This is a genomic window from Sphingobium chungbukense, from assembly GCF_001005725.1.
GTDB lineage: Bacteria > Pseudomonadota > Alphaproteobacteria > Sphingomonadales > Sphingomonadaceae > Sphingobium > Sphingobium chungbukense.
Window position 1 is genome coordinate 196,123 of the sequence record NZ_LBIC01000012.1, and the last position, 26,111, is coordinate 222,233.

Sequence of the window (26,111 nt, forward strand, 5' to 3'; positions counted from 1 at the left end):
TCGCTACCGTTTCTTGAATTCGCTTGAACCATCGACTGGGCTCCCTTGGATGTCTGTGGAGAAACGCCCGCGATCCAGAATGGAATTTTGCTCAATAGAGGTGATTGGGCCGGTAATGTCGAACGTTCCGCGCCCAGCATCGGCCTGACCGAGATATCGGTTTCTCAGACCTTCATGGCCGAACACCTGCTTGCTTAGTTCGTCAATGAAGGTTTTCTCAGGATGCAAAGATCGAGCAGCGCTTCTTTCAGACGCTGCGAGCGCCTCCCGAACATCGTAGTTTGTGATGTCGAGCCGTGCATTCGCAGACTCCGTGTGTATCCCTCGGTCGGAACTCACTATACCGACGTTGCCGCCAGCGCTCCCCCGACTTGAAGATGGGCCTGCTTTGCCGGAACCGCCACGCTGACCGGACGATGCACCTGCAGCCGCTGAGGCACTTGCTCCAATATCCGTCCCCTGAGACAGCTGGTCTTGTGAGGAGCGATCTAGCGATCGCGACCACCCAGTTTGAGCCATCACCGCCTGAATGTCCCGCTGGAGCGTGTCTGCCAACTGGGGCTTCAGCCGCCAATTGCCCTTACGGTCCATCTCAAATCCACCGCGCAGCCAGTTCGCCATCATGTCACGGCCTTCTTTCCCGCCGCTGAGGAAATGCTCGACCGTATCCGGCCCGGCCTGTTTCCCGGCCTCGAAGCGCGTGCTGGTGTCCGCCCGAGCGGACTTCTCAAATCCAGCGCTGCTGGAGACGAGCAGGTCATTATGGGCGAAGCTGAAGCGGGCATGGCCACCATTTGCGACGGCACCGAGCTGACTTTCGTTCAGCAGGCCAGCGCGCCACATTTGCGATGCGGATTGCGGTGTCAGGTTGAGGTTGAGATCGCCATTCTGATCCATGGCAATCTCCCGCTTCGACATAGTGATCCCACTCTTGTGCAAAAGGCCCTGCATTCGGGTCAATCGCTCCCTATCGACGATGCCCGTCAGCCGCTCATTCCTGGCGCGGTCGGCGACGGCATCGGTGCCACCCTCAGCCATGTCCAGCTGATTGCCCGCAGTGCGGGTCAGTGCCTGAATGAAGCTGTCGAGGCGGGCGGCCTCCCGCACCGACGCTCCGGTCGAAGCTGCACCTTCGGCGAAACCGCTATTCTCGGACTGGCGGCGCTGCTCACCGATGCGGGCAGCGGCGCGCGTGCCATCATGGCCAACTTCGCGCTGGGCGTCGAGCTTACCGGATCGTTCGGCAAAGTCATAACCGGCCGCCTCTCGGGTGCGCCCGTAGACGGAGGTGCCTTCGCGGCGCGCTTCTGTCGTCGCACCATCGGCGGTGCCAACCTGCGTGGCTGCATTATAGGCTTCCAGAGCGCGCATGACATGCGCCTCGTTGCGGCCTGTCGCTTTCGACAGCTGGGTAATCGCCGTCGACCTGGCCTCGCCAGACAGAGCATTAATGAACGATACGCGGCGGCTGGTTTCGTCTAGCGAAAGGCCCAGCATATTGGCGGCATATCGCTGACCATTATTGCCGCCCGTCCGCCACGCCTGCTCCGTTGCGACATTGCCGCGCTCGACGGCGGCGACCCGGTCACCGGCATAATCGCGCCGTCCCTCCATGGCGCCGACGGTGACCTGAGCACCGGTCAGGTCATTGCGAAGCATCTGCTCCTGATCGAAAGCATTGGCGATCAGCTTCGCAAAGGTCGGGTCCGTCGATGCCTGAGAGATTAGGGTGGACGCCTTGAGCGTGGCGTCCTTCTGGTCATAGCCTGAACGCTCGAAATGCCGCTGCGCGCCCGCCTGCATCATGTCATAGGCTCGATTGTCGCCGAACGCCTTCCATTGCACCAAATTCTGGCTGAAACCGGCAAAGGCTTTTTCGCCGGACTGACCGGCGCCGAAATAGGTGGTGCCCAGCGACCGCAAAGCATCCTTCTCGGCAAAATTGTGGATCGCGCTGGTGGTGGCATTCGCGCGTACAGCTCGGGAGACAGCGGGATCGCTGAGATCCTTGCCCACGAGGGCAGGGGAGAGGCCGCCCAGTTCACGGGCCGCATCGATACCGCCCATGGCCATGGCCGCTTGCCCGGCAACACCGCTGCCATGTTCGCCGATGACCGACCCTGCCGCGCCAAATGACCTGTTGGCACCAAAGGATGAGCGCTCGCCAAAATCGCCAAAGCTGGAGGCAGCGCCCTTTCGTGACATCGTGCCGGTCGCGGAGGCCTGCGCTTCCAGCGCAGACGCATAGCCCTCGCGGGTCATGAGCGGGGTCGCCGCCGCCGTACCCTGGCCCTGTGCCTGCAACGCACCGCCGGTGAATGAGCTGAACACATTGCCCGAGAAGCGGAAGACTGTGAACACGAAGGCGCCGGCGAGCCCCGCCGCCGCCGTTCGGAACGAGCCGAAGATGGCGAGGGCCTTCATCGACGCGCCGGGCGCGAGCAGCCAGGCGTTGGCCGCGACATGGTTGGATCGCATCTCCGCCAGTACGTCCATCGCGCGGCCTAGCGTCAGCTGATAGATGCCCGCATCGATAACGCCCCACATCGCCACGAACACGAAGAGGCCCAGTGCAAAGCTGGCCACGCGCAGATTGATCGGCGTCAGGATGAAGAGCAGCGCAATCGGCGTCATGAACAGCATGATGCCGAAGACCGTGGCGCGGATGGTGGGCATCCATTCGTTCGCCACCGACATGGTCGACAGACCGCTGGAGATGACTGCCCGGTTCGCCATCACCCGCGCGGCTGTGGCGGGGCTGTCCTCGAACAACACATCGCCCACTGCGTTTCCGAGCAGGATATCGGTCATGAAAGCCTGCAGGGAGAGCGGCGATCCCATCATCACATCGCCGAGCTGGCCGATGCGCGTCCGGCAGCGGGCGAGCTGGTTGGCATCGGCAATATCATAACCGCTGCTTTGGCACACCTGAGCCGCATAGCTGTTGAAGAGATCGGGGTCGCTGAGGCTTGTGCTGATGTGGTCCCAGGCGTCCGAGCAGCTGACGGTCGTGCCGCCCTTGTCGGCGGAGGTGTATACGGTGCTGAAAGTGGCCGGGCCGGCCATGGCAGCAAAGGAGGCAGGCAGGTCGGTCGATCCCCGGAATAGCGCGTCGTCGTCGACGCCATAGGCGGGCGAAACGCGGGCCACCGGATAGCATTGCCGCACATAATCCTTGATCGTGGAATCGAGGAAGATGTCGGTCATTGGCCCGCGCGGGGATACGGCATTGAGGAACAGGTCGAATGCATGGCCGCCCGACCCGAATTCCAGCTTGGCCGCCGGATCGAGCGTATTGTCGTCGATCGTCTCCGCCAGCGCCCGCTCCATCATGTTGGTGGCGCCTGCCACCAGCACGATGAGATTGGGGACACCGCCGACAGGCTGATACGCGTTGCGGACCTTGTCATAGACATGGACCGTGCCGGTTGTGGCAACGAGGCCAGCAAACAGTCCCATGCCCACCAGCATCTGCAGGCCGAAGGCCGCCAGCGCCATGCCCTGTCCCCGGATGGAGGCGACCACCACGCCGATGGCGATGCCTGCGGTCGCGCAGATTAGAACCAGCGTCTCGTAGCGAGGGTCGCTGAAGATCATGGAGACGAGGCGGAATGCGTCCACCGTCTCGGCAAAGCCGTCATAGGTGTGGAAGCTCGCCTCCAGCGCAAATGCGGGTGCAGGCGTGGCGATGAGCAGTAGCGCGAAGATGGCGCGAAGGAGGGGGCGTCCCATGGTCAGGCTCCCGGTCAGCGATTGCGGTTGGCTGCGGCGCCCGCTGCGTCGCGGTCATCGCGATCACGGGTACGCAGGAGATCGGCATAGTTGGCGGACAGGTTCGCCTGAGAAAGTGAGGCCATATAGCTTTGCCGGACCTGCCCGCGCTGGCGCAGCACTTCTTCGCGGAGATCACGTAGCTGCTCGATCCCCTTGGTGAGAATACGGGTCTGACAGATGTTGGCGCTGTCGCTGTCCGATGCGCCGGCCGCGCTGGCGCCGCGTTCGGCATTGCCCACAGCGAAATCGATGGACCGGGTCAGGTCGTTCAGCATCTGATAGGCGAGGGTAAGCGCCACCAGTTCGTCGGTATCGGCGATCACGGAGTCCGAGACTCCGCGGCGAACGCCCCATTCGAGCATCCGGTATACGGGCAGGGTCCGGACATTGGCGACGAACTGCCGCTCGTCTGGCGTTAGCGCGGTGCGCGTGCGGATCTTCGTCGCAATCGCCTGCATCCGGTCGCGGGCCAGCTCCAGCGCCCCCTTGCCCGTGTCCGGCCCGCAGTCAGCGCCGGTTGGCGGGACATTAAGGGCGCGGCGCTGAACTTTGCCGGCCAGGAAATCCTGCGCGCTGTCCGTGTCCTGATGGGGGCAAGCGGGAATAGCTGAGAAGATCGGCACCTTGTCGGTCGCGTCCCAGCGCATGTAGACGTCGCCTACCCGCGCGCGCATCACGCTGGCCCAGTCGCCGGCGCCGACGCGGGTTGCGGCATGACTCAAGAGCGAGCCTGTACGAAAGATATCCGTGACCTCGGCCGGACAGTTCGCGAGGGCGTCCTTCAGATCCTCGGTCGGGCTATTCTTGTTCGCCTGGATCTTTTCGCGGCTCTGCTGGAAGCTCTTGGAGAAGCCTTCCTTCACAGACTTGTATCCGGTCATCTCCTCGATGATGCCGGACATATTGTCGTCGCCCTTGGCGATCTGCACCATGCGATTGGCAAGCCGGCAGTCGTTCACCTGAATGCTGTTCAGGAAGTTCGTAGCCGCTTCCATCTTACTGATTATATTTCCCATTTTCTCGTCGAGTGTCTCGAGGAGATATTGGAAGGCGACCGCCGGAGCGGCCTGCAAAATGCTCTCCAGCTTCTGGACCAGATAATCCGGGTCGAGGAACGACATGCCGCCCAGAAACATGTCGATGCCGCCGCAGCCGGCCTTCACCTTGGGCAGCGTCACGGCCATCAGATAGTCATTATGGACATCGACGCGCCCCGACATGCCGCCTGCAGTCACATAGCCGCGCGTCTGATCCTGGAAGGATCCGGCGGAGGTATAGGTGACATTGTCGAACCAGCTTTCCGCCCAGCTCTGCGCATGGGCAGGAACGGCGCCGCAGGCCGTGACGAGGGCGAGGACGGTCAGGCTGGCATTGCGCAGGGTCGGCATAGCGGGCCTCCTTTTCGAATGGGGAAGCGAAAGGTCCGGCCCGCCAAGAACGGCCCTGTCGCTGAGACTAAGCGATGAAGCATCATCGGCCGGCCCCCGCCGGGCCAACGATACCAGTGAATTTCGCCATGGCCCGGAGGCCTACCGAGGCATGGACGCCCGTCAGCATCTTGGCCGCGAGATAGGCATTGCGGCTCACGTTGACGCCATGGTCCGTGCCGATGGCGATCGGGATGATCCGGTCCGGATCGTTGACCGGATGTACCCAGGCAACCGGATGACCGACCCACGGCAGGCCAAGCCTACCCGATCGGAGCAGCGCCTCCTGACTGTTGAGGGGACGGATCGTCCAACCGTAGCGGGCCCGGAATTGCGCCAGCTTGCCCCAGAGATCGGCGCAGGGAAGGCAGTCCTTTGCTGTCGACATCTCCACGACGAAGAGGCCTGAGCCACCCGATAGAGTTGCTGCGAAATCCGGCGGATAGTCACGCGTCTTCGGTACGCGGGAGAGCCAGATTGTCATCTCCTGCGGCGTTGTTACGGGATGGATTGCCGCACGCCTTGCGTCCTCAGCTGTTGGGGAGCGGGCTGCGATCGGCGATGCAGCAAGGGCAGCTGCTGTGATGGCATAGCGCAGAGCGGGTCTCATGGGACAATCCCTCCCGCCGCGATGGCACGCGGGTCGGCAGCTGCCACCGGGCCATTGGTCAGAGCGTCAAAGAACCCATCCTCTTCCCCGGCGCCAGTCAGGAATTGCTCTGGCCGTATGTCGCCGGCGAGGAGCCGCACCGCCTGATAGGCGGTCTGAATGAGATTCGGATAGGCCTCGACACCATTGGCGATGACCATGCGCTGCTGGCTGCCGCGCCGGATGATCATAGTGGTGGGCGTCACATCGACCCCAAATCTCTGGCCAATTTCAGGTCGCCGGTCGAGATCGAGCAATGTCACCTGCCAGCCCATCTCCTCCTGGAAGCGCTGAACGATAGGCCATTGCACGCGGCAATATCCGCAGGAGGTCCGAGAGAACATGACGAGCGCAAATTCGGCGCCATGGGCGCGGAGATAGGCGCGGCGGACATCGTCCTTATGCGCGAGGAGCTGGTCGCGGGCATCACCGACCATGGGGTTGGCCGATTTGGCGCTGAGTTCTGGGTGCTGGAGCATGGCGATCTGCGTGACGCCGGCAAAAGCGCGGGCCTTGCGCCGGGCAAAGTCCTGGAGCTTCCAGAAGTCGGCGACAGCATCGACTGTCAGCACAGTTGCGGCATAATCGCGCTGTTGCTCGATGAGCTTGCGGATACGCGGCGGCGTCCATGTCGCCAGTTCCGCCATAGGCGGGATCGCTGGCTTCACGATCTCATCCGGATCGGGCTCGTCGGCAGACGGCCTGGGCGGCGCGACATACCACCAATAGCCCTGCTTCGTGACGGTTTGCCCCGACGCTTGCCCACTAGCCATCAACGAGGCGGAGAGGGCGACGACGGCTGCTGCCGCGCGCATCACAGCACACGCTCCATGCGGGTCAGGCGCACAAGTTCGACCGGACCATAATAGCGGCTGTCAAAGCTGCTCGCATAGCCCGAGCCGACATAGGCAAAGCCTCGCGGGATACGCCCATATGCCGGCCTCCAATGGGTGAGCGTCTGCCCCTTGTGACCCACGGGTTTGCTGACGCCGAGAAGCCGGCCATTGCAATAATACCAGCCGTCACGCTTGCCGCTCATCGGTGATGGCTTCTCGACCATGGCGATACGATCGCCGGGCAGACAGAGCGCATATTTGGTGACGCCGACCGGCTTGGGCCCAGCGAGCGGATGGACCAGCCGGAAGGAGATGAGATCTCCGCGTGCGATCGGGCCGGGAGCCCTGCGCACGACCCATGCGTCGATCGACGGCGACATGACGAGGATCAACTGGGAGAGGAGCCACCAGACCAAAAGGCCGACGGGCAGGATGATGGCATAGGCGCGCAGAATCTGCCGGGGGCGGACTGGCTCGCCGAGCCCGGCAGCGCCCAGAGCCACGGCAGCGCGAAGCGGGACCAGCTTCACTTCGGGCCAGATCGATTTAGCGGCGTTCCAGGCGAGCCTGAGCATCGGCAACCTCCTTCGTACCACCGAGGCGGGCATATTCAGTAAGCAGACCCGAGAGCGCGGCATCGCCATAGATGATATGAGATGCCGTCAGGCTGTCCTCATCCCGCTCGCAATAGGGTTTCGTCGGATCGCCAGGCACCATGGCGAGCGCCGGGACTTGGGTCACATGATGCTGCCGGAAGACCAGTGGGTCGACGATGACCTGCACATTGCGCATTGCGCAGGCCGGACCGTCGCACCCCGGATCGATGCGCAGCGTCTGTGCCGTCAGCTTCGCCATCGGTCCAATCTTCGTCATGCCGCCGGGCATGCCGCGAAAGGCGATCACGCCTCCGACCTTCTCCAGCTGCGCGGCATAGGTGCGTAATGTCGCGAGAGGCATAGACGAGGAGGCGAAGAGCACCGGCACCCATGCTTTTGGCGACAGGGCAGGGGCGGCGCCGGCAAGGGCATCTCTGTCCGGTTCATCCAGCCCTAGCGCCTGACCGAGGCGGCGGGCCATGGCGGCGCGCTCGCCATCCATTGCCGCCGTGCCTCGCGTCAAAGCGGCTTTTGCACGATCTTCCTGAGCCGTCGAACGAACACGCCGGCCTATTGCGTCGAAAGCGCGGCGCCGCTGGTCTTCGGGCAAGGTGGGCAGGGCCACCGGCACGGGCGAGCCCTTGTCATCCTTCTGGCGCGCGATAGCGCCCCTGAGCCGCTCCATGGCGGCCGGGCCTTCTGCTGCCGCCCGATCCCGAGCATTTGGCTGGCCTAGCGCGACCGCTGGCCATGTGAGGAGGAGCAGTCCCAGGCCCCTGCGCAAGTGCGCAGGATCAGGGGCTGACCGTATGCATATAGGCATCGATCCGGTCCTTCATATTGATCTGGATATCCGACTGGGTCCGTGCCTCGATGTCGGAATAATATTCGGAGAGATCCATTCGGCTGAAATCGAGCGCCTGGAACTCTTCGGGCGTGAAGCCGCGGCAATAGGGTTGCTCAGGCGTGCCCCAGCCGACCCCGTTGAACGATTTGAGCTGCGGGCGTCCCTGTTCCTGAATGATCCGGCCGAGCTTGGTATTGAAGCAGCAATGGCCGTGGGATTTCTGGACGCAGACGCCAAGGATTTTGGTCGAACACCAGCCACCGACATAGTGGCACATGCCGGACCCCGACATCATGCCCACCTCCATATCCTGTTGATCGCAGCCGCTCAGGAGAAACTCGATCATGAAGTTGATCGCGAGGCTGACGGCGATGGAGGTTGGGTCGATCCCGCCGACGAAGCCGCCAAGGCCAGCGCTGGCAGCTTGCCCTGCCGTCTGCCCAGCTTTGAATGCCTGGAAAGCGGCCGACATGCCGGAGAATACGCCCTTGGCCACTGCGATCTTGGTGGACAGGGAGGAGAGGGAGGAGCCCGTCCCGTCCTTCAGGATCTTGCCCTTGTTCGCGCAGCAGTTGGAGAAGGTGGTCTTGATGCCGGCGGTGCGACAGCGCATCGCCCTCCCTGCGAAAATCTCGATATTGCTCATGCAATTGCCGGCTTCGTCGACAAGGCCGTCTGGCGAGGCGCCGGGATCGTCCGTCACCGGGGTCTCTTCAATTCCGCTGCCGCCGACCGCTGCACAGGCGTTGGGCGAGCAGGCCGGGACGCCGCCGCCTATGGGTGTCTGGCAAGCAAAATGTGCCCCGAGCGGACAGCTATAGGCGCCCGCGGCGTCAGCAACGCAGGCCGTCTGCTGCAAGGGGCAAAGATAGGATCCCCCTTGCATCGCCACGCATGATGCCATCTCGCCGGGATCGGCGGCATCGCCATTGCCGTTGAGGTCGGCCGCGCAGAGCTGGCTTTGCGCCATGGCGGTGCCCGGCATGCCGAGCGCCAGAAGAACAGGGGCGAGCATCGCGGCCCAGGACAGGAGGGAGCGCCGCGCCGTCATCGGGCTGTCGCCGTGCAGATGAGGTCGGCGCCGCCGAGGCGAACAGTCTGCATCATGACGATGGCCTCCGGGAAATCATCAAGGCAGCCGCAACCCGTCACCAGCTCCTCGTCGGGGCCCAGCGGGCAAACATTGCTGGCGTTGCAGGCATGGTAGAAGGTGTCCCAGCCGCTGGGGCTGTTCTGCCGTTCGCCCACGACGCCATCGACAGCGACGTCGCTATTCGCCTTTGGCGCGCGGGTCTTGCAGATCGCTTCGCACGCATTGACCGTGCCGCGATCGGGCAGAGCGAAGGACCGGGTCGAGGTGCTGACGGTGCCATCCGCCTTTTTCTGCCGGTCGGCGAGCAGCGTCTCTGTGCTATGGTCGATGATATAGGCGCTGCGCTCCAGACTGGGCGGAGCGATGGAGGCAGTGCACTGATAGCGCCGGTCCTTTTGCCAGAAGTCACGGGTCATGTTGGTGCGGCAGGTTCCGGGGCCGATGGCTCTTGTCTGCGGTAGCGGGCGCAGACCCGTGCCGACGCCATTGCGGAAGGTCTGGACGCCGTCGATCAGCTCATCTTCGAGACTGCAGGACGGGTCGCCCGCATTGCCCATGCAGCTGTCGGCGACGCTCTCCTGTATGTCGCAGCTGGTATCGACGATGGCCCGGATGGTGGCGAGCGCTTCGCCCTTGTCGCCCACCGCGACCCTCAGCCAGATCTCGTGGTCGCCATTGGTCAGCCACGGCTTCAAGTCGAAGTTTGGCGCGCTGTACCAGTTAGCATTTCGCTCGCAGCCACCCGGCGGATAGCCATCGCCGGTCCAGCCGCCCGGGTCTGACATCACGACTTTGCCATCGACGCGGATCTGAACCCAGTCGTCAAATGCGAGGCTGGCGACGCGAACGTCCCTGAGGCGTGTGGCGTCATCGATATGCAGCGTCATGCGAAAATCGAACATGCCGCAGCCGCCTCCATAGAGACTGTTGTCCCATGGGGCACCGACCTGAAAGATAAGGCTATCAGCGCTTTCGGTAAAAGCGGAATAGCCGCCGCTCGTAAGCTGGATCACGTCGTCCGGACGGACCTCCCTGATCGTCACATCGCGCTTGATCGTGCACGTCCGGCTTGTCGCGGCCTTGCCGATGCCGGCAGGCGAAGCCACGAGGCTCTGGAAGACAGAGTTACCCGCAGAAGCGGCAAAGGCTGCTCCGCCGAGCGCCGACGGATTGTCGCGATAGGCAGTGACAGCAAGGTTGGGCTCGCTGGTACAGGCCGTGGTCTGCGCGCCCGTATAGCGAATGACGGGGCCGTCTATGGCGGCCTGTGCCACGCCGAGCCGGCTGTCTGCCGTCGTTAGCGTGCCGATGACCCCGCCGCCCAGATCCTTCAGTACCGAGGCCATATTGGCCCAGGCGAGATTGGTGCCGCAGCTGTTGTTGATGCAGTAGCAACCGGCGAGCTGCGTAAGTCCGACCTCGTTGAGGGCAAGGTCACCGGCCGGGTTGGTATCCCATCGGAAAGCCCGGCACCCATTCCAGCTGCCCGGCTCGCAGGAGACGAGGCCGTTGGCGCAGATGCCCGAAACGGGGACCGGTACATTCAGCGTCTCGTCGAAGCCGCCGTCCATATTGCGGTCGCGCGAGATCCGCAGCGTCGTCAGATCGCCGGTGGATCCGGGCTGCGCCAACAGCTCCAGTAAGGTGGACGTCTTCTGGCAAGCGATGCTGGGGTTGAAGCTTTTCGAGCCGTCGACCGTGGTAATGGGCTGGCCCGCGAGGCCCGGCGTGAGATAGGTGCCTTGCAGCGTGTCGCTGTCGGAGGTCTTGCCGCGCGAAGCATCCGCCGCGCCGCGCGCGCGATCCTCCACGGTTTGTGCGGGCGCGCTTGTCGCCACCCAGAGGGCAGGTACGCTCATGAGCCAAGGGAGAAGGCGACGTTTCATCCTTCACGCCTCGCGAAATGGCTGGCGCCGCGGCGCAGCCGGAAAATCGGCCCCGGCAGATTGCGAACCTCACCCGAGCGAAGTCGAAAGACGGCCTGGCCCTCAAAGGTGGTCAGCACGGCCGCGATGACAGGGCGCGAGAGAGGAGGATCGCGCTCTGCCACGGGGGAGCATGCGGCCGTGCTGACCGGTTGTGGAGCCGCATCGCAGGGGGCGTGCGATGCGGCTCCGACCTCGCAATCAGCCGGCAAGCTGCCATGACTGTGACGGACAGACCGGGCTACACTCGGTCCGCTTGCGAGGTTTGGGGGAGGTGCCTTGCTCATGGGGTCGAAATCCCCGCGCAGCAGATCACCTTTTCAAAGAGCATGAATTGGGCATTGTCTTTGCCCGGCGCATGTTTGGCAGACGACCAGAGCGAGCCCGGTCGACCGATGTTCACGCATTTGCCACCCTTGACGGGCTCCATCAGCTGGAGCTTGTAGCGGCTCTTGGTCCAGATCGGCTGCGGCGTGAAGGAGCAGCCATCGGCCGAGCTGATGGTGAGCGCGCCGAGGCGTCCCATCATGAAAGTGCCGCGCGCGGCGAGACCTGCCCAGGCCTCGACACTATCATCGAAATGGATGTCGCCGGCGATGGGATAGGTCGCCCCCCAGCTACCCATGCACCAGTAAAGCGGATCAATGACCTTGCCCGCCGCCGATGCCGCACTGTCGGCCATGCAGGCGAGGCCCGCAGCCGGATTGCCGAACAATATGCCTTCGGGCTGGATGATCGCGCCCAGCGCGCCCGACTGCCAGGTCGGCATGACCTCGGTCATCAGGGCAACGTCGAACCCATCGTCCTCGAAACAGGGCAGGTCCGTGAACATGTCGAGCATCTTCCAGACCGGCGAGATGTAATAGTGCATCTGCGCGAACATCTTGCGGGTGTTGGTGCCGTCCGAAATAGAGGACTGGCTGCCCTGAAGCCGTCCGCCCGTCTTCATGAGGTCCGCGCCGAGCGCCATCATGCAGCCAGGCTCTGTCACCACATCGACCATGCGGTTGGGCGACCAGAAGCTGACCTTCAGCCCGAACCAGAAGGTCACGCCCTTGCGGCAGGCGCAGAGCGGCTTGGAGGTAGACTGGGCATCGAGTGCCTTGTCGAGCTTGTCGTAGGAGCCGATGCGGACACCGCCGATGGTGATGGGGAAGATACAGTTCCAGCGGACCTTGGTGATCGGATTGAAGATGGTCCCGGTCGGGCAACTGGAGGCACGGGCCGGCGTGATCGGGGTCAGCAGCGAAAGTGCAGCGGCCCCGACGCCAGCCAGTATTTTGGTGCGCAGCCGGCTCATGGGAGCGGTCTCCCCGGCCGCTTCGGATCGACCACGATTTCGGTCAGTTCCAGCTTCTGCCCAAGCTGCCGCACGATGACGGGCGCGACGGTGAGACCGAGGCGCTCCTTGACCCGCTCCTCCAGGATGAAGAGTGCCCGGCTGTGACGGTCGCTCAGCGTCAGCACGTCAGCGTCCTTCGATGAGCCCGCAGCGATCAGGATGAAGTCCGTGTCTGAGGCCCGTGCGAGCGCCCAGTCGAGATCGCGCGGGGTCACTACCACCAGCCGTTGCGGCAGCGAGACATAGCTCAATGGATTGAAGGTGAAGCCCTTCGGATAGAGCAGCTTGCCGTCTGGAAGGCGCACTTCCTCTGGCAGCGTGTAGAAGGGGACGACCGAGCGCGTCCGATCTTCCCGTGTCACGCCCAGCGAGGCAGCTCGCATGGCGCTCCAGCTCGAACGCGGCCCGAATGCCGCGGACAGATCGGCAGGCTGCCGGGCAGTGCGGCCTTCAATCTCCGTCAGCGCGTCCGGCTCGGCAATCGGCCAGACGCGGCCAATAGTCGCCGTGCCTGCATGCGCCAGCGTCGCCATCAGGCTCCAGGAGAGGGTGGGGCAGGCCAGAATGAGGGGATGGAGGCGTACGCCCATCAGCGATGTCCCTTGATATTTCGCGCGCGGCTGCGCGGCCGCCAGATGGCTTGATCGGCCGCGTTCCCGCCGTGGATAGCTGTGATGAGACCGCTGACGCCCATGAGTGCCGCTCCGGCGATGATGAGAGTGAGCTGCCAGTCGAGCTTCGGCTCGGATGCCAGGACCACCACCGCCTGCACCAGCAGGAGCAGATGCGTGCCGACCAGCACCCGGATCGCCATCTGGCTCGGGGATGAAGAGAGGATGCCTCTCATTTCCGCTTCGTCCAGTGATCGATCGCCTCGCGGGCCGCCTTCCAGTGTGCCAGACGAGACAGGCCCATGGAGACGCCACCTGAGAGGCCGACGAGCAGAATACCGGACGTAGAGGCGCCAGCGCAGACAAGCAGCCCGCTCCGGAGAACCGAAGCGAGAGGTTGATCGAGCAGCCAGCCTGCCAGCAGCACCATGATGGTGAGGATCGCCGTCTCGATGACAATCAGGCGCAGCCGCCAGCGTATGGCTTCGGCCTCGGCACGGATCGCCACCCGTGCTTCAATGATCCGCTCCATCTCGGCATCGCGTCCAAAATCACGGCAAAGATGGATCGGGTGAGAGGGAGCCTTGCGCATCAGCCGCGCTCCTCGTCGGTGGGGGGAAGGATGCTGGCTGGATCGACGCCCGCCAGTTCGCACACAGCCTGCAACGGGCTGCGGCCTGCACGGATCAGCGCATCGAATGCGGCAACCTCATTGGGCGCGCTCGTGTTGATCCAGTAGGAGAAAGGATCGACGACCAGCCGGGCGATGCCGAGCCCTAGCGGAGAGTCGATGAACACCTCGCTATAATGCGGCTTGGCGTTGCGGACCGATTTCAGGAGATCGAGGACAAAGCCCGAATAGTCGAGAATCTTGTTTTCAACGGCCTGCTGATATGTCGATCCCTGAAGCAGAAAGCGGGTCGCGGCATTTTCGAGGATGACCTGGCCGGTGCCGCCGAAGAGCAGCAGGTCGTTCATGCTCTGAAGCACGACGCCGAAGCTGCCCTGATATTTGCGGGCACGTCGATAGCCCTGACCGAACGCCTCGGCGAGCCTGGATAGATCCTGCCCCTCGGTGCGGGTCATGAACTGGGCTGCCTCGTCGCACAGCACGAAACGGGGCTTGTCGCGGGCGGAGAGGTAGAGTTCCTGCGTGACCGCATTCACCACCACCATGACGATCACATTGAAGAGATCGGGCATGGCCTTCAGCCGCTCCAGCTCTAGCACGACGAATTCGTCGGAGGAGATGTCGAACGTGGAGGGGCCGTTGAAATAATGTCCATAGGCGCCGTCCGAGCCGAAATCCCGCAAGTTGAAGGCCAGTTCGCGCGCCACCGGCACCAGATGGTCGACCCGGTCGAGTTCGGTGGCTGCAAATTCCGGATAGGCGCCAAGCCAGGCCCGCACGCTGTCGATCCCGTCTTCGGCATGGCCCTCATCGATGGTCCATTGCACGGCGGATTTGAGGAGATTCCATTCGGAGGTGGAGACCCCTTTGCGGGTCGCGGCATTGGCCATCTCCGCGACGATGGCGACGGCCATGGAAATGGCGGACTGGCGATCGTCGCCGTCCAATGCGAACCCCATGTCAAAGGGGTTGAGGACGAGTTGCTCCTCGCCGATGTCGATGTATCGGCCTGAACAAAGCGTGCAGAGTTTCCTGTAGCTGCCGCCGATATCGATGATGCGGATCAGCGCGCCTTGCGCATAATATTGCTGGCAGAGATTGTTGAGGAGGAAGCTCTTGCCCGCACCGCTCTCTGCCGAGACGATGAAATTGTAATTGTTGATACGTGGGTCGAAGAGGTCGAGCGTCACCAGCTGACCCTTCCGGCCTGTATAGAGAAGAGCGGGGCGCCCGCCGCCGCGAAAGTCCGTCTGGGCAGGAGCGAGCAACACGGCGGCCTTCACCGGCAGGCGGAAATCCCGCTCGAGCATCCGGATCGTGCGCTTTTCCGGGTAGAGGCCGAAGGGCAGAGCCATCGGGAGCAGGACGGGGTTGAGATAGCTTTCCTCCTGCATCATCCACGGCAGCGGCTCGCTTTCCCACAGCCGCTTGGCACGAGCGGCCATTTCGCGCGCCTGTGCGCGGGTGCGCCCAAAGACCCAGACCATGGGAATGATCGAGACGAACCGGCTGCTGCCGGCCTCGTCCAGCACCCAGCCGATTTCCTCGATCTGCTTGCCAACCTCGACTGCAAAACTGCCTGCCGCCTTCTGCGCAGAGAGAATTTGGGCGCGCTTGTGGATCTCGAACTGGCTGTGATCGAACAGGATATTGAGCGTGAAGAGGAACGGCCCGCCTATCTGGTCGCTATCCTCGGCCGCTCCGCGCATGCCGCCCAGCAGACGGTTGGCGCGCTCGGCGGTGATCCGACGTGCAGGCGCGCGGGGCGTCAGGCAGCGGGCGACCTGATTGCCGAGGAATACTTCCGGTCCGTCGAAGAGGAGGTCCGGCCCCGCGTCGATGATTTGCTTGCGGATAGGCGGGGCTGGCTGTCCATCACTTCCATCGGCGAAAACACCGGGCGCCGAAGCGAATACGCCGTTGAAGATGCGCCGATAGAGGCTGACCAGCTCTTCCGGCGCCATGCGGCGAATGGCCAGCTTGGACAGCTGCTCCTCCACCTGACGTTTGAGGTCCGTGCCCAGCTGGAGGCGGGTCTTGATGGAGAGGAAGAGGCGGAAGTCGCGGATCGGGATGCCGTGCAGCGCATCGAGGCCCTCAGTGCCTGCGCGCAGATAGTCGGTGGTCCGGCGGGCCGAAGCCTGGATCAGTGGATCAGGCCGGGTCTTGAGATCAAGGAAGGCGTCAAGCGCATGGTCGATCAGCGGATCGGCAAAGCCGTGAATCTGGAGGACCGTGCCTTCGGGAAAGTGGATATTGAGCAGGCCCTGCAGCGCCTGATGGACATGGGAGAACATATAAGCGGAAGGAACCAGCTCCCAGGCATATCCCCAGCCGTCATCGATGCAGAGAAAGGCTTCTTCCTGCCCGTCCCAGGCCACCATGGGCAGGAAGTCGGAATAAGCGTCTCGCGCGACGCTACGCTGAAGCGCGGCGAAGGTCATGCCGCCGCCATGATGGGTGCCGAGCGCCTTCATGGGCGTGCCTCCTCAGGCAGCGCGGGCACGGCAGCGGCATTGCCGTCGGCCGCGGCATCGACCGGCGTCTTTTCCCTGACCTGATCGAGCACCGGCGCGCGGGCGGCGGGCTGGACAGGATTGACCAGATAGTCCCCCACCACCCATTGCGGGCGCTCCATGATCGAGTAGACATAGCGCGGCATGTAAAGCCGGTCGGGGCGCTCACGGTCGGCATAGGGCATGATGAGCGTACGGACCGTCCGGCCCTGACGCAGCATGGGCGTGACGGGCGCATCCACCAGTCCCTGAAGCTCGCGATAGACGCTTTCGCGATAGCCGGCATAGGCGCTGGCCCCGGTCTTTGGCGGACGTGGCAGCCTGCCGGCATCGCGGAGCATGGTCTTGTCCTTCGTGACGGACGGGTCGGATTTCGAAGGGACGCCGGCGACGGCATCGGCATAGGCCTTGTCCGGGTGGATGCACTGCCCATGGTCGCTATTCTTGCAGCTGAACTTCTCGCTGTAAGGTGACATCATCGAGCCGATGGTGGTGCAGCCGCTGAGCGAAAGGGCGCTGATCATCAGGGCGATGGGCGCGCGTGTGGCGCTGCCGCCGGGCAGAATGTTCGACATGGGCTTTCTCCGATGGAGGGGCGGGCGCATCAGAATTTGGCTCCCGCAGTCGGTTTGATTTCGAGGGTGATGCCCTCCTGGATGACGACGACGACATCCTTGGCCGCGCCGACCTCGACGATGGGTCCGGCCTGGCGTGCGAGATCGAGATAGAAGTCTGTCAGCTTGTCCGAGGATTTGGACAGGCCGCCGGCGATGCCGCTCTTGGTGGCCTCGCCTGCATCAAGCGTACGGACGGAGCCGAGCGCGGAGGTCGACATGTTGCCGAAGCTGTTTTCCACGGAGCTGGCAAAGCCGCTGACCGTTCCCGCGATGAAGGAGCGGGCGAGCGCCGCTCCGGCGCGTGTCACGACCTTGCCGGAGAGACCCTTTTTACCGTCCGTGTCGACGAAGAAGCCTTTAATGGGCTGATCCACGACCGAGCGTTCATCGAAATCTACGCAGGAGAGCGACACCAGCTGGATCTCGACCCGCTCCTTGGCCAGACTGCCCGTCGCATTGCCGATCACGAAGCATCCGGCGAGATTGGCCTTCACATCATTGGGCAGGACGGCGGGCGCCTGGACCCGCGCGATCAGCGGCTCGGGATTGGAGGTCGCGTCCCGGCTCGCCAGTGCGTCGATCCCGGTCAGCAGTCTCGCTTTCATAAAACCAGGCGGCAAATAGATGGTCCGGTTCTTTTTTCGGGTGCCGGTCGCGGCGCCGTCCTTTCCTGCTGCGGCGGCGATGGGCGAAGTGGCGGCTCCGATAGAGCCGACCGTCTTCTCCACGGGCGGAGGTGGCGGGGCGGGCGGTGCCGACGAGGGCGGCGTTGGCAGGCCGGCATCTTCGTCACCCGCACGCGCATCGGCAGGCGGTTCAGGGAAACTGGGCGCCGATCCCGGCATGGCTGAAGGCAGATCGCTGCTATCGGCCGAGACATGACCGGGCTTGCTGCCGGGAACGACCTTGCCCTCTTCGATCGCGCTGATGCGATCGCCAAGGAGTGACTGGCCGTCCAGAACCTTCTGCAGATCGCCCCGCAATTTGGTTTCGAGGCTGTCGCCGCGCAGGCCAGCCCCCATGCCCAGATTGGACGCTGCCGGGGTCGCCTGCTTGGTGTCGTCCGGCGCGCTGGACGCCGTGTAGAGGCCATAGCCCAGCACCGCGACGATGGCGCCGACGCCGACCTGCTTCGCCCGGAGCTTCTGCTTCGCGCTGAAGCCAGCCCAGCGCGCCTTCAGATCGAGGAGCGCAGGGCCGCGCTCGCTGGCGCCGTGCGCGTCGGCCGCTGCGCGCTCGGCCATATGGGTCTGATAAGGGCTGGGTTCGGGCCGGCTGCGCCCCTCAGCATCATGCCCATCGGCGCTGCGCTTGCGATCATCGCTCATTGGGTTTCTCCGCGGCGGACGACGATGACGCGGGCGACATCACCAGCATGAAGATCGAGCCGGTCAGCGGTGACGGAGAAGACGCGGTCGCCGACCGCCCGGTCAAGAAAGGCGCGTTCGTCGAGCATGAGATTCGAGCCGGTTTCCACCAGATATTCAGAGGCGGAGAGTCCGGCCCCTTCGATCGCCACGCGCCGTCGCTCCGTGATGCGGATCACGGGGAGTGCGGGCAGGGCGATGGGGCCGGATCGCGTCGCCACAGACGAGAAGCTGGCGGGCACACGGTCCTGAAGCAGGGAAAGGGTGATCGACACCGCACGCTCCTCTTCGACGAGCGGTCCCAGCAGATCCTCATTGGCCTTGGCCCGCTGCGCCGCGCCGGGGGTAAGCGTGACGGTCTGGGCTGGAATGTCCGCAGGCTCGGCATAGAGCGGATAGATGGCACCATTGCAGGAGACGAAGAATTCGGAGGGCTGGGTCACATAGCTGCGCGTCACTGCCCCGGCGTCGTCCACCTCCTTGACGAGAAACTTGATCCAGGCGTCCGAGCCGGCCTTCTCGACGGCGATTGCTTTTTCTGCCGAGAATTTGACGTCGTCGATCTCGCCGCCAACGCAGATGATGTGGTTCACGTCGCGGTTTGAGAGCCGCAGGGTGCTGGTCTGGTCAGGCAGAGCCGTGATCGGCGTGGCCTGGGCAGGCGAAGTCGTCAGCGAAATGGCGATGATCGTGGGCGCGAGGAAGGCTTTACCGGATCTCGGCATTGAAATTCTCCTCGGAGAGGCGGGTGAGCCAGAAGCGGCCATTTTCGACCACGAAACCGATCTTCAGCGTGCCCCGGAATTTGCGGATGACGCCGCCGATCACGCGCACTTTCTCGACGGGCACGGAGATCTGCGTCTCGGTCCAGGTCACGGGCTGATCGGGTCGGATATAGGTGGCGATCGACAGGGTCGGATTGTTCGACAGCTCGTCCAGCACGCCGTTCAGATTGTCGCGCATGCTGTTGTACGCGGACGGGTGGGCGATGGAGAGCAACTCCTGAAACTGCCGATCGGCGGAGTAGGCGCTATAGGTGCCCGACAGGGACACGATGTTGCGGGTGATGGCGCTCAGATAGGCCGTCGAGGGTTTGGACCCCGTCACATAGAGATCGCCGCTGGCGCCAAAGGGCACGACGACGGTGCGCCTGTTCTGGTCCGAGCTGTAGACCACTGCGCCAAGAACGGCGGTGATGCCGAAGAGCCCTGCGATAGCGAACTTTAGGAGGCGGTTTTCCTCAAAGAGATTGGAGGATCCCTGCATGTAACGATGGATGCCGAAGCTGGCAGGCTTGCCGAGCAGCGGATCGGCTGCGGGGCCCGTGCGGCGCTTGAAGATCGACATGGAAATCTGCCCCTTCACTCGAAGAAGCGGGTCTGGGTCGGACCCGGATAATGGCGGAAGGAGAGAAGGCCCCAGCGCCAGGCCAGATGCGGCAGATAGCCGCGCGGCTTGGACCTCAGCCACGGAATGAAAAGGAGAAGAGCACCGATTAGGAGCCACCCGATCATCCCGCCAACAATGACGGCAACGAAGATCGTCGACACCACCAGCAGGAACTCGTCAGCACCGAACCACAGGATCTGGACCGGCCTGTGCAGATATTGGGGGAGGCGTTCATCCATTGCTCTTCTCCTCCTGCTTCATCACCTTGCCCGAGGGGCTGTGCCTAAAGGCGGTGATCGTACCGGTGGCCGACCATCGGCCGCCGGGTCTGGGAGGCACGGACGCACCTTGCGGCGGGCCCGCACCCGCGTGATCAGATGGTCATGCCGAAGGTCTGGAGGATCGAATCCGCCTTGATGAGGCAGACGGCCGCGACGATCGTCGGGATGCCGATCATGATGTTGGAGAAGAGGCGCGAGACGCCGAACAGGAAGGCGGCGACGCCGCCCACAAAGCCCAACGGTCCCTTCACACCCTGGTTCACGACAATGTCGTAAATGTCGTAGCCGAGGTCGCCGGCGGCAGGCGCCGAGAAGGCGTGGGCCGCGCCCGCCATGGCAATGAGGGTCGCAATCCCCAGTATGCCATAGTCGGAAACGCGGAGCGCACGATTGGTGAGGGCCTTGATCATATGTCTTCACTCCACTGAACAGAGCCGTCCGAATGGGGTTTGCCGGCGAGAGGGCTCGTAGGCCGCCAGGGATCGTGTCGGACGGCTCTACTAGGCCCGCGACCACCGGCTTTCCGTGCCGACGGGGAGGCTGCTACCCGGTTGGGGAGCCAGTTCCCGACGACCGCCATGAATGAGAAAGTTCAGGAGCCGGGCGGCTTTGCCTTCGATGTCCTGGCCAGGAACGCGTCAAGTTCAGCCTGCTGAAAGCCGGAGATCAGCTGACCATCGAAGATCAGGGAGGGCGTCCCGCCAACGCCGAGCTTGCGAACAAGGGCGGCGTCTGCCTCGACCTTCGCCTTGCCCTTCGCACAGCTCTTGAGGGCGGTGGTTGGCGCACCTTCATAGGTCGCACGGAATGCTGCGGCCTGATCGGCGGAACACAGGATATGCTCGGCCTTTGCCGCCGCCTGGGGGTGGATGCCGGAAACGAAGAAGATCAATCGGCGGACCGGCCTGCCTTCTGCCGCCTTTGCCTTCCAATATTGGTCGAGGGCGCGGCAATAGGGACAGTCCGGATCAGTGAACTCAATCACCGTCGGCGCATCCTGCGGCCCAAGCGTGAGTGCCTGCGTCTGATCGATGGCACTTAGCTGCCGTCGCACCCGGTCATTCTGGGAGAGCGCCGTGATGTTGACGCCATTGCGATCATAGACCGTTGCGAAGAGCACATGATCGCTGTCGGGCGCGTAATAGAGAATGCGGCCTCCAGCGCTGGCCTGATAGATCGGCCCCCTGACGGGCGAGAGAGCGAAATCCTCGAAGCTGAGGTTGGTAAAGCTCTGATGCAATTGCTTCTCGGCCGCCTCTCTCGCTCGCTCGAGATGATCACCGTCCGACAGCGACGGTTCGGCAATCGAGGGTAGCGGGTGTGCCGCGGCGAAAGCCGCCATGAGAATGAGCAGCCTTTTCATTTCATGGTCTCCGTTGAGATTTTGTCCTGGAGAGCGGCATCGATCCAGATATGCGACCCGATCCGGCTGTGGCGAACAGCGCCAGCCTCGCGGTCGATGCGATCCGGGCCTTCGACGAGGTTAGGAGCAGGGTCGTCGAAGGTCCGGATGACGAAGGCACCATCAGCCGTTGCGTGTATCTCGGCAGTGGCGAACTGCCATGATGCGGATGGCGCGGCGCCTGGCGCGCACCCCGTAGCGGCCATAAGGGCCAAAGCGAGGCCCATTGAACATTCCAGGATTTGCATGATGGCAGTGTCCCGTTGAAATCGCGCTCTTGCGGCGTGTGCCGTCAGCTCGTTGCAGTGCGAGATGACCCAAGTGCTCAGGATTCGACAACGGGGTAGCTACTCAAGTAGCGAACTAGATACAGGAGAAGCGAATTGATAACTGATGTAGCGGAAACGCAATTCAAATAGCGAAAATATCATTGTAGTAGTGATTGCAGTTAAATTATGCGCGAATATTAAATAGGCGGAAATGGCCCTATTTTCATTTTGAAATCAGATTGTGGCGATTACATCCGGGTCGATCACCGGAACGTAGCAGAAGGCCGCACTTTCATGGGAAGGGACTCCGCGCCAAACTATGGGAATGACGGATATCAGTCGCCATTCCTCGATGCTGCAAAGCAAATGGTGGGCATCTCTGTCGAAGCTGAACGGCGCCGCCGCGGAATGAGCCAGACCGTTCTGAGCAGCAAGGCCGGCATCAGTACCGCATGGTTGCGCCAGCTTGAATGTGGTCATCCGAATGTGAAGCTGGAGGCACATTTTTCGTGCGTGGAAGCCCTCGGCCTTACTCCGATGGCGGTGTTGCTTCCCACGCTGTTCGCCGCTCAGCGGGTTCCGCTGCCGCCCCAACTTCTGCAATCCAACCTCACGGCACTCGGTCCGATCCTGGTTGAAACGGTCATAAGCTGGCATGTCGGCGAGCTTCGAAAATTTCTTACGAGGGACGACCTTTCTTGATCGAGGCGGGGGGGAACCAGGGTGTGATTACTCGCGGAAACCCTGAAAAAGGGCGGCATTGGCCTCTGGAGAGATATGCTGCTCAAAGTGAGTGGGATGCACAAAGGCATCGGCAAACCAAGGATATTTCGAGCCTGAGAATGCATCCCGAAGCCAGGCAATGCCGTTGCTCACGGGCGAACTATCCTCGTCTCTCGACCGGAATATGCCGACAATTTCTCGCTTCACGCACAGGTTGATGTCGATGGGTCGAATGGCTCGGGTGATTGCGTAAGCATAAGTAGGCAGCATCCCTATCCCACCACCCGCGGCAATAGCACGGAAGTGGGCGACACTGCTGTTCGTCATGATACCGATATATTGAGCAGGATCCCGCTCGCCGATGAGAAACGGCAGCAAATGTGCGGCAACCTGATCGGCCTGTTGCCAGATAATCTGATGGTCACGCCAGTCGTCGACGGACGTCGGATAGCCTGCCTTTTCGAGATAGCTTTCGGTGGCAAAGGGCATGAGGTGCATCGTCCCGAGGCGAATGCATTGCCAGCCAGGCGCATGAACCGGCTCCAACTGCACCGCAATGTCGAAATCATCGCCTGTCAGATCCACCTTTCGCATATCGCAGTCGAGCTGAACCTGAATGCCAGGATGTGCTTCACGGAAGTCCAGAGTGCGCGGCATGAGCCAAAAGCTGCCAAGTCCCTCCGTCACAGCGATCCGTAAGTTCGGGCGAGTGGAAATGCCGTCGGGCGATCTGCCGTCGATTGTGTTCCGGACCTGCAATGCAACTGTCAGGAGGGCCTGGCCACGCGCCGTCAGCCTGATCCCATCGGTGCCCCGAATGGCCAGCCTCTCACCCATCTTGTCCTCAAGACGCGAAAGGCGTCGCCTAATCGTCGCAACGGTGCATCTGAGCTTGGCGGCGCCCTGTCGAAGACTTCCGGCCTCGGAGAGCGCCAGCAGCAACTCAAGCTCCCGCCATTCCAGCTTTCCGAAGTCGGCCGTCCCAGATTGAGGAGGTCGCCGGGATATGAAGCTTTCCGTGGTCGAAATCAGGGAATCGTCGCGATTGTCACCGCCGCTATGAAAGCTCATGTTACAGTTGTTCCATGCGGTATGACATAAAACATTCGATCAAAAAGGTAATTTCCAATCAAGAGGCTCAATCTCCGCAGATCCCCTCAAGCTGAAACAATGATATCTGGCTTACATCTGGGATGCAAACTTCGGCAAGTCTAGTGAAACTTCGCCTGCGGGACCGCAGGCTGATTTGGGTGTGACCCTTTTTGATACTGGCGTGCTCGCCTTAGTGACACCGTACCTAGCCGTATGGAGTCTAGTTGAAAAGCCCTTATCGCAAAAATCGAGGGTTAGATGCGCCACACAGCTGATTTCACCGCGTACACTGCTTATCCGAACATGGCCTTTTCATCCATTGTGGATAGAATTCGAAGAGGTCGGACCGAACAGTCTGTGCTCATTCAGCCCGCTTGCTTGAAACAGGCTTTGGCTGAGCTGGCCGAAGTTCGCAAGTTGTTGCCAAACATTGCCGATGACATCATTGTCTCTGGCGTCTTCAGACATAATCCAGACATCTTCCAAATGGTCGTTTCCAGTGAAGATGGTAGCAGACTTGGCTTTCTGGCTTTTCTCCCGCTAAACGATCAAGGCATGGATGCTCTGCTGAGCGGAAGCCTGAACCCATCTGCTCCCGACCTCTCGCTAATTTGTCGGCCGAGAGAGAGGCCGAAAGCGGTCTATATCTGGCTGATCTTTGCTCCTGGCCAGTTCGTGCCGGTATTTCTGGCGCTGGACAGGCCCTTCGCTACCCTGTCACCAGATGGCTGTCCCTTATTCTTCCGACCTGCTTCCGGCCCAGCCGCCCTGTTATTCGAAAAGCTTGGTTTCAATCCAGCGGTCCAGCTCCATGCCGCCGCGCCGGCTGATCTCTGGATGCTTGGAACGACTGAAGAGAAGGGCCGGGGTGATACACCAGCCAGTGACCGCGACGTGATAAATGTGAGGGTGGCACGGACGTTCGATGATGTCCTCAAAGGCTTCTCGGTTCGTGCGGCCACCTATATGTCCGAGCAGCTATGTCCCTTCGACGAAGAGTTTGACGGGAATGACTTCTGCGCCGCCCATTTTCTGGGAGAGATAAATGGCGAACCGGCAGGCTGCATACGCGTGCGGTTCTTTGCCGACTTTGTGAAGATCGAACGGCTGGCTGTGCGGCAGGAGTTTCGAACATCCAAGCTGGCCTTCGCTCTTGTGCGGGCAGCTCTGAACTATTCCAGGCGGAAGGGCTACCGGCGCGCTTATGGTCATTCCCGCACCGACCTGACGAGGTTCTGGGGACTCTTCGGCTTTCGTGCCATCGCCGGACGCCCTGCCTTCGTCTTTTCCGATGTGGAGTATGTCGAACTGCATGCAGAACTGTCTCAGGCTGCCGATGTCGTCGAAATCGGGTCCGATCCCTATGTGCTGATCCGACCCGAAGGCGACTGGGACCAGCCGGGGCCACTGGACAAGTCTGTCGCCCGCCTTGCCCGGGAACGATCATGAGCGGTCGCAGGAAGGTTCGATGGAAAACCCTCATCCGTCCCGGGACCTGGTCTCGGTCAGGCTATCGACGTGGTGCCTCATGGCGCACAAAGTCAGAAGAGACATGCTGGGCGACGAACTGTCGTCGGAACCATGCTGGTATATATTGCTCGACCTTTACAGGTCGGCCGCTCTTGGATGGCGGGTGCAGATTACCAGTCTCTCGCCTGCGATAGGAGCACCTCATAGTACGGTGCGAAGGTGGCTCAGCCTGCTCATCGGCGAAGGACTTATCATCCGCTCGGACGACCCAGGCGACCGTCGCCGATCCTATGTCGGATTGACGCCCAAGGGCTTCATCCTTCTCGAGGAATATTTCAGGGAACTGAGGGCGCAGGCGAAATGGCCACCTTCCTGAATATTGTCTCCACCGAAGCAAAAGCGGAAAGAACGCCGGTTTAGGCTGGAGACGGCCGGTATGTGCTGGTGGCTGAGGGGCAGTCATGTCCCTCAGTCAGCTGGCGACGCCGCGAGAAAACATTCTGGCCTCGGTGGCGCGCAAGGCATCCCTAGGGCTGCATCACCGACTTGCGCCGCCTGCTTCAGGAACTGGAGCGCCAGCATACAGCAGGCGTCGATGGCAGCGAGATCATCATGGCCAGTCTGGCGCCTAATTTTGGAACTGGCACCGGTCCTGAACCGATATGGTGTTGCAGCCCGCGCCCGGCTCGTCAGGCGTGTTTGTTGGCTCCGATCCGGATACGCTTCTGCGCTGCGTGCAGGCCAGACTGGAGATCTGCCGCACAAGGTCCATCGCCTTCGTCCATCTGGTCGAGCAAAGCCAAAATCTGTTCAAGTCGATGAACGATACTGTGCCAACCTGCGAGCTGGTCACTGTCCGACATTGCCGCTGCCATTTCGATTCTCCTCCGCTTCTTACATTTGATCTGACCGATATCACGATCGGAACTATGAGGCGCTATGCAGAGAGCTTGTCTGATGCCGACGGGCCCCCGCGCATCGCGCGGGAGCCGGGGCTGGTAACATGCAAACAGACATGCGCCTACGCCTTTAGCCCGAGGGCCTGGACATACGCGCAGGCGCCCCGGTCGAACACGAAGTTCGCGGGGTCGTCGCTGTTTGCGGGATTACCAGTCCCGGCGCCGCACCTCTGCAGCGCGGGATCCTGCTAGCACAGGCCGGGATATCAAGCCAATGGCTGAGCTATGTCCCGGTACACCTCTGGCAACGAAGCAGGTTGAATGCCCGCCATATCCAGAAAAACGGGGAAGGGTG

At 62.4% G+C, this 26,111-nt stretch carries 25 protein-coding genes; 3 read left to right on the top strand and 22 right to left on the bottom strand.

Annotation, left to right across the window (positions count from 1 at the left end; translation table 11 throughout):
- Positions 1–3: 3 nt before the first annotated feature.
- The 20 genes from YP76_RS22235 to YP76_RS22330 all read right to left on the bottom strand — a co-directional run bounded on the left by YP76_RS22235 (position 4) and on the right by YP76_RS22330 (position 21,264).
- Positions 4–3,732, bottom strand: a complete 3,729-nt coding sequence (locus YP76_RS22235; protein WP_046765771.1) for a conjugal transfer protein TraG N-terminal domain-containing protein — start codon at positions 3,730–3,732, stop codon at positions 4–6.
- A gap of 14 nt (positions 3,733–3,746) precedes the next feature.
- Positions 3,747–5,162, bottom strand: coding sequence for a conjugal transfer protein TraH (locus YP76_RS22240; protein ID WP_046765772.1), 1,416 nt, complete (start codon positions 5,160–5,162; stop codon positions 3,747–3,749).
- Between the two features lie 82 nt (positions 5,163–5,244).
- The gene (locus tag YP76_RS22245) at positions 5,245–5,685 is read right to left on the bottom strand and encodes a hypothetical protein (RefSeq protein ID WP_332307430.1); all 441 of its coding nucleotides are present in this window, start codon (positions 5,683–5,685) and stop codon (positions 5,245–5,247) included.
- A 122-nt stretch (positions 5,686–5,807) separates the two neighbouring features.
- A complete protein-coding gene (locus tag YP76_RS22250) occupies positions 5,808–6,665 on the bottom strand; it encodes a conjugal transfer protein TraF (protein ID WP_046765774.1) in 858 nt (285 codons plus the stop codon).
- On the bottom strand, positions 6,665–7,261 hold the full coding sequence (locus YP76_RS22255) for a S26 family signal peptidase (RefSeq protein WP_046765775.1): 597 nt from the start codon (positions 7,259–7,261) through the stop codon (positions 6,665–6,667). The genes YP76_RS22250 and YP76_RS22255 overlap by 1 nt, the downstream gene beginning before the upstream one ends.
- Positions 7,233–7,967, bottom strand: coding sequence for a type-F conjugative transfer system pilin assembly protein TrbC (locus tag YP76_RS22260; protein ID WP_046765776.1), 735 nt, complete (start codon positions 7,965–7,967; stop codon positions 7,233–7,235). Before YP76_RS22260 ends, YP76_RS22255 begins: the two co-directional genes overlap by 29 nt.
- 109 nt (positions 7,968–8,076) lie before the next feature.
- Complete coding sequence (gene traN, locus YP76_RS22265; RefSeq protein WP_046765777.1) at positions 8,077–9,180, bottom strand: conjugal transfer protein TraN; 1,104 nt, start codon at positions 9,178–9,180, stop codon at positions 8,077–8,079.
- Positions 9,177–11,081 carry a hypothetical protein gene (locus YP76_RS22270; protein ID WP_046765778.1) on the bottom strand — a complete coding sequence of 635 codons (1,905 nt, stop codon included), beginning with the start codon at positions 11,079–11,081 and terminating at the stop codon, positions 9,177–9,179. The genes traN and YP76_RS22270 overlap by 4 nt, the downstream gene beginning before the upstream one ends.
- A 349-nt stretch (positions 11,082–11,430) precedes the next feature.
- The gene (locus tag YP76_RS22275) at positions 11,431–12,447 is read right to left on the bottom strand and encodes a TraU family protein (protein WP_046765779.1); all 1,017 of its coding nucleotides are present in this window, start codon (positions 12,445–12,447) and stop codon (positions 11,431–11,433) included.
- A complete protein-coding gene (locus YP76_RS22280) occupies positions 12,444–13,079 on the bottom strand; it encodes a conjugal transfer protein TraW (RefSeq protein ID WP_046765780.1) in 636 nt (211 codons plus the stop codon). Before YP76_RS22280 ends, YP76_RS22275 begins: the two co-directional genes overlap by 4 nt.
- Positions 13,079–13,336 (bottom strand): hypothetical protein, encoded by a 258-nt coding sequence (locus YP76_RS22285; RefSeq protein WP_046765781.1) that lies wholly within the window; start codon positions 13,334–13,336, stop codon positions 13,079–13,081. The genes YP76_RS22280 and YP76_RS22285 overlap by 1 nt, the downstream gene beginning before the upstream one ends.
- Positions 13,333–13,692 carry a hypothetical protein gene (locus YP76_RS22290; protein WP_046765782.1) on the bottom strand — a complete coding sequence of 120 codons (360 nt, stop codon included), beginning with the start codon at positions 13,690–13,692 and terminating at the stop codon, positions 13,333–13,335. The genes YP76_RS22285 and YP76_RS22290 overlap by 4 nt, the downstream gene beginning before the upstream one ends.
- Positions 13,692–16,208 carry a TraC family protein gene (locus YP76_RS22295; protein ID WP_046765783.1) on the bottom strand — a complete coding sequence of 839 codons (2,517 nt, stop codon included), beginning with the start codon at positions 16,206–16,208 and terminating at the stop codon, positions 13,692–13,694. The genes YP76_RS22290 and YP76_RS22295 overlap by 1 nt, the downstream gene beginning before the upstream one ends.
- Positions 16,205–16,822 carry a TraV family lipoprotein gene (locus YP76_RS22300; RefSeq protein WP_046765784.1) on the bottom strand — a complete coding sequence of 206 codons (618 nt, stop codon included), beginning with the start codon at positions 16,820–16,822 and terminating at the stop codon, positions 16,205–16,207. The genes YP76_RS22295 and YP76_RS22300 overlap by 4 nt, the downstream gene beginning before the upstream one ends.
- Before the next feature lie 29 nt (positions 16,823–16,851).
- Positions 16,852–18,192 carry a TraB/VirB10 family protein gene (locus tag YP76_RS22305; RefSeq protein ID WP_046765785.1) on the bottom strand — a complete coding sequence of 447 codons (1,341 nt, stop codon included), beginning with the start codon at positions 18,190–18,192 and terminating at the stop codon, positions 16,852–16,854.
- The gene (locus YP76_RS22310; protein ID WP_046765786.1) at positions 18,189–18,956 is read right to left on the bottom strand and encodes a type-F conjugative transfer system secretin TraK; all 768 of its coding nucleotides are present in this window, start codon (positions 18,954–18,956) and stop codon (positions 18,189–18,191) included. Before YP76_RS22310 ends, YP76_RS22305 begins: the two co-directional genes overlap by 4 nt.
- Positions 18,940–19,578: a TraE/TraK family type IV conjugative transfer system protein gene (locus YP76_RS22315; RefSeq protein ID WP_046765787.1), complete on the bottom strand. Its 639-nt coding sequence runs from the start codon at positions 19,576–19,578 to the stop codon at positions 18,940–18,942. Before YP76_RS22315 ends, YP76_RS22310 begins: the two co-directional genes overlap by 17 nt.
- A gap of 14 nt (positions 19,579–19,592) precedes the next feature.
- Positions 19,593–19,859, bottom strand: a complete 267-nt coding sequence (locus YP76_RS22320) for a type IV conjugative transfer system protein TraL (protein ID WP_046765788.1) — start codon at positions 19,857–19,859, stop codon at positions 19,593–19,595.
- 134 nt (positions 19,860–19,993) lie between these two features.
- Positions 19,994–20,311 carry a hypothetical protein gene (locus YP76_RS22325; RefSeq protein ID WP_046765789.1) on the bottom strand — a complete coding sequence of 106 codons (318 nt, stop codon included), beginning with the start codon at positions 20,309–20,311 and terminating at the stop codon, positions 19,994–19,996.
- 182 nt (positions 20,312–20,493) lie between these two features.
- Positions 20,494–21,264, bottom strand: a complete 771-nt coding sequence (locus tag YP76_RS22330) for a DsbC family protein (RefSeq protein WP_046765790.1) — start codon at positions 21,262–21,264, stop codon at positions 20,494–20,496.
- A gap of 674 nt (positions 21,265–21,938) precedes the next feature.
- On the opposite strand from YP76_RS22330, the gene YP76_RS22340 reads away from it, so the two are divergent.
- Entirely contained in the window at positions 21,939–22,274 is a 336-nt protein-coding gene (locus YP76_RS22340; protein WP_046765792.1) for a helix-turn-helix domain-containing protein, read from the top strand.
- A gap of 27 nt (positions 22,275–22,301) precedes the next feature.
- On the opposite strand, the gene YP76_RS22345 is transcribed toward YP76_RS22340, so the two are convergent.
- Positions 22,302–23,366 (bottom strand): LysR family transcriptional regulator, encoded by a 1,065-nt coding sequence (locus tag YP76_RS22345; protein WP_052757558.1) that lies wholly within the window; start codon positions 23,364–23,366, stop codon positions 22,302–22,304.
- Positions 23,367–23,645: 279 nt separating this feature from the next.
- Here YP76_RS22345 and YP76_RS28400 point away from each other — a divergent pair, with 279 nt between their 5' ends.
- Both YP76_RS28400 and YP76_RS27975 read left to right on the top strand, forming a co-directional pair.
- Positions 23,646–24,836 carry a GNAT family N-acetyltransferase gene (locus YP76_RS28400; RefSeq protein WP_084733321.1) on the top strand — a complete coding sequence of 397 codons (1,191 nt, stop codon included), beginning with the start codon at positions 23,646–23,648 and terminating at the stop codon, positions 24,834–24,836.
- Positions 24,837–24,915: 79 nt separating this feature from the next.
- Positions 24,916–25,233 (top strand): helix-turn-helix domain-containing protein, encoded by a 318-nt coding sequence (locus YP76_RS27975; RefSeq protein ID WP_157035861.1) that lies wholly within the window; start codon positions 24,916–24,918, stop codon positions 25,231–25,233.
- A 313-nt stretch (positions 25,234–25,546) separates the two neighbouring features.
- On the opposite strand, the gene YP76_RS22360 is transcribed toward YP76_RS27975, so the two are convergent.
- Positions 25,547–25,732: a hypothetical protein gene (locus YP76_RS22360; protein WP_046765794.1), complete on the bottom strand. Its 186-nt coding sequence runs from the start codon at positions 25,730–25,732 to the stop codon at positions 25,547–25,549.
- Between the last annotated feature and the right edge of the window lie 379 nt (positions 25,733–26,111).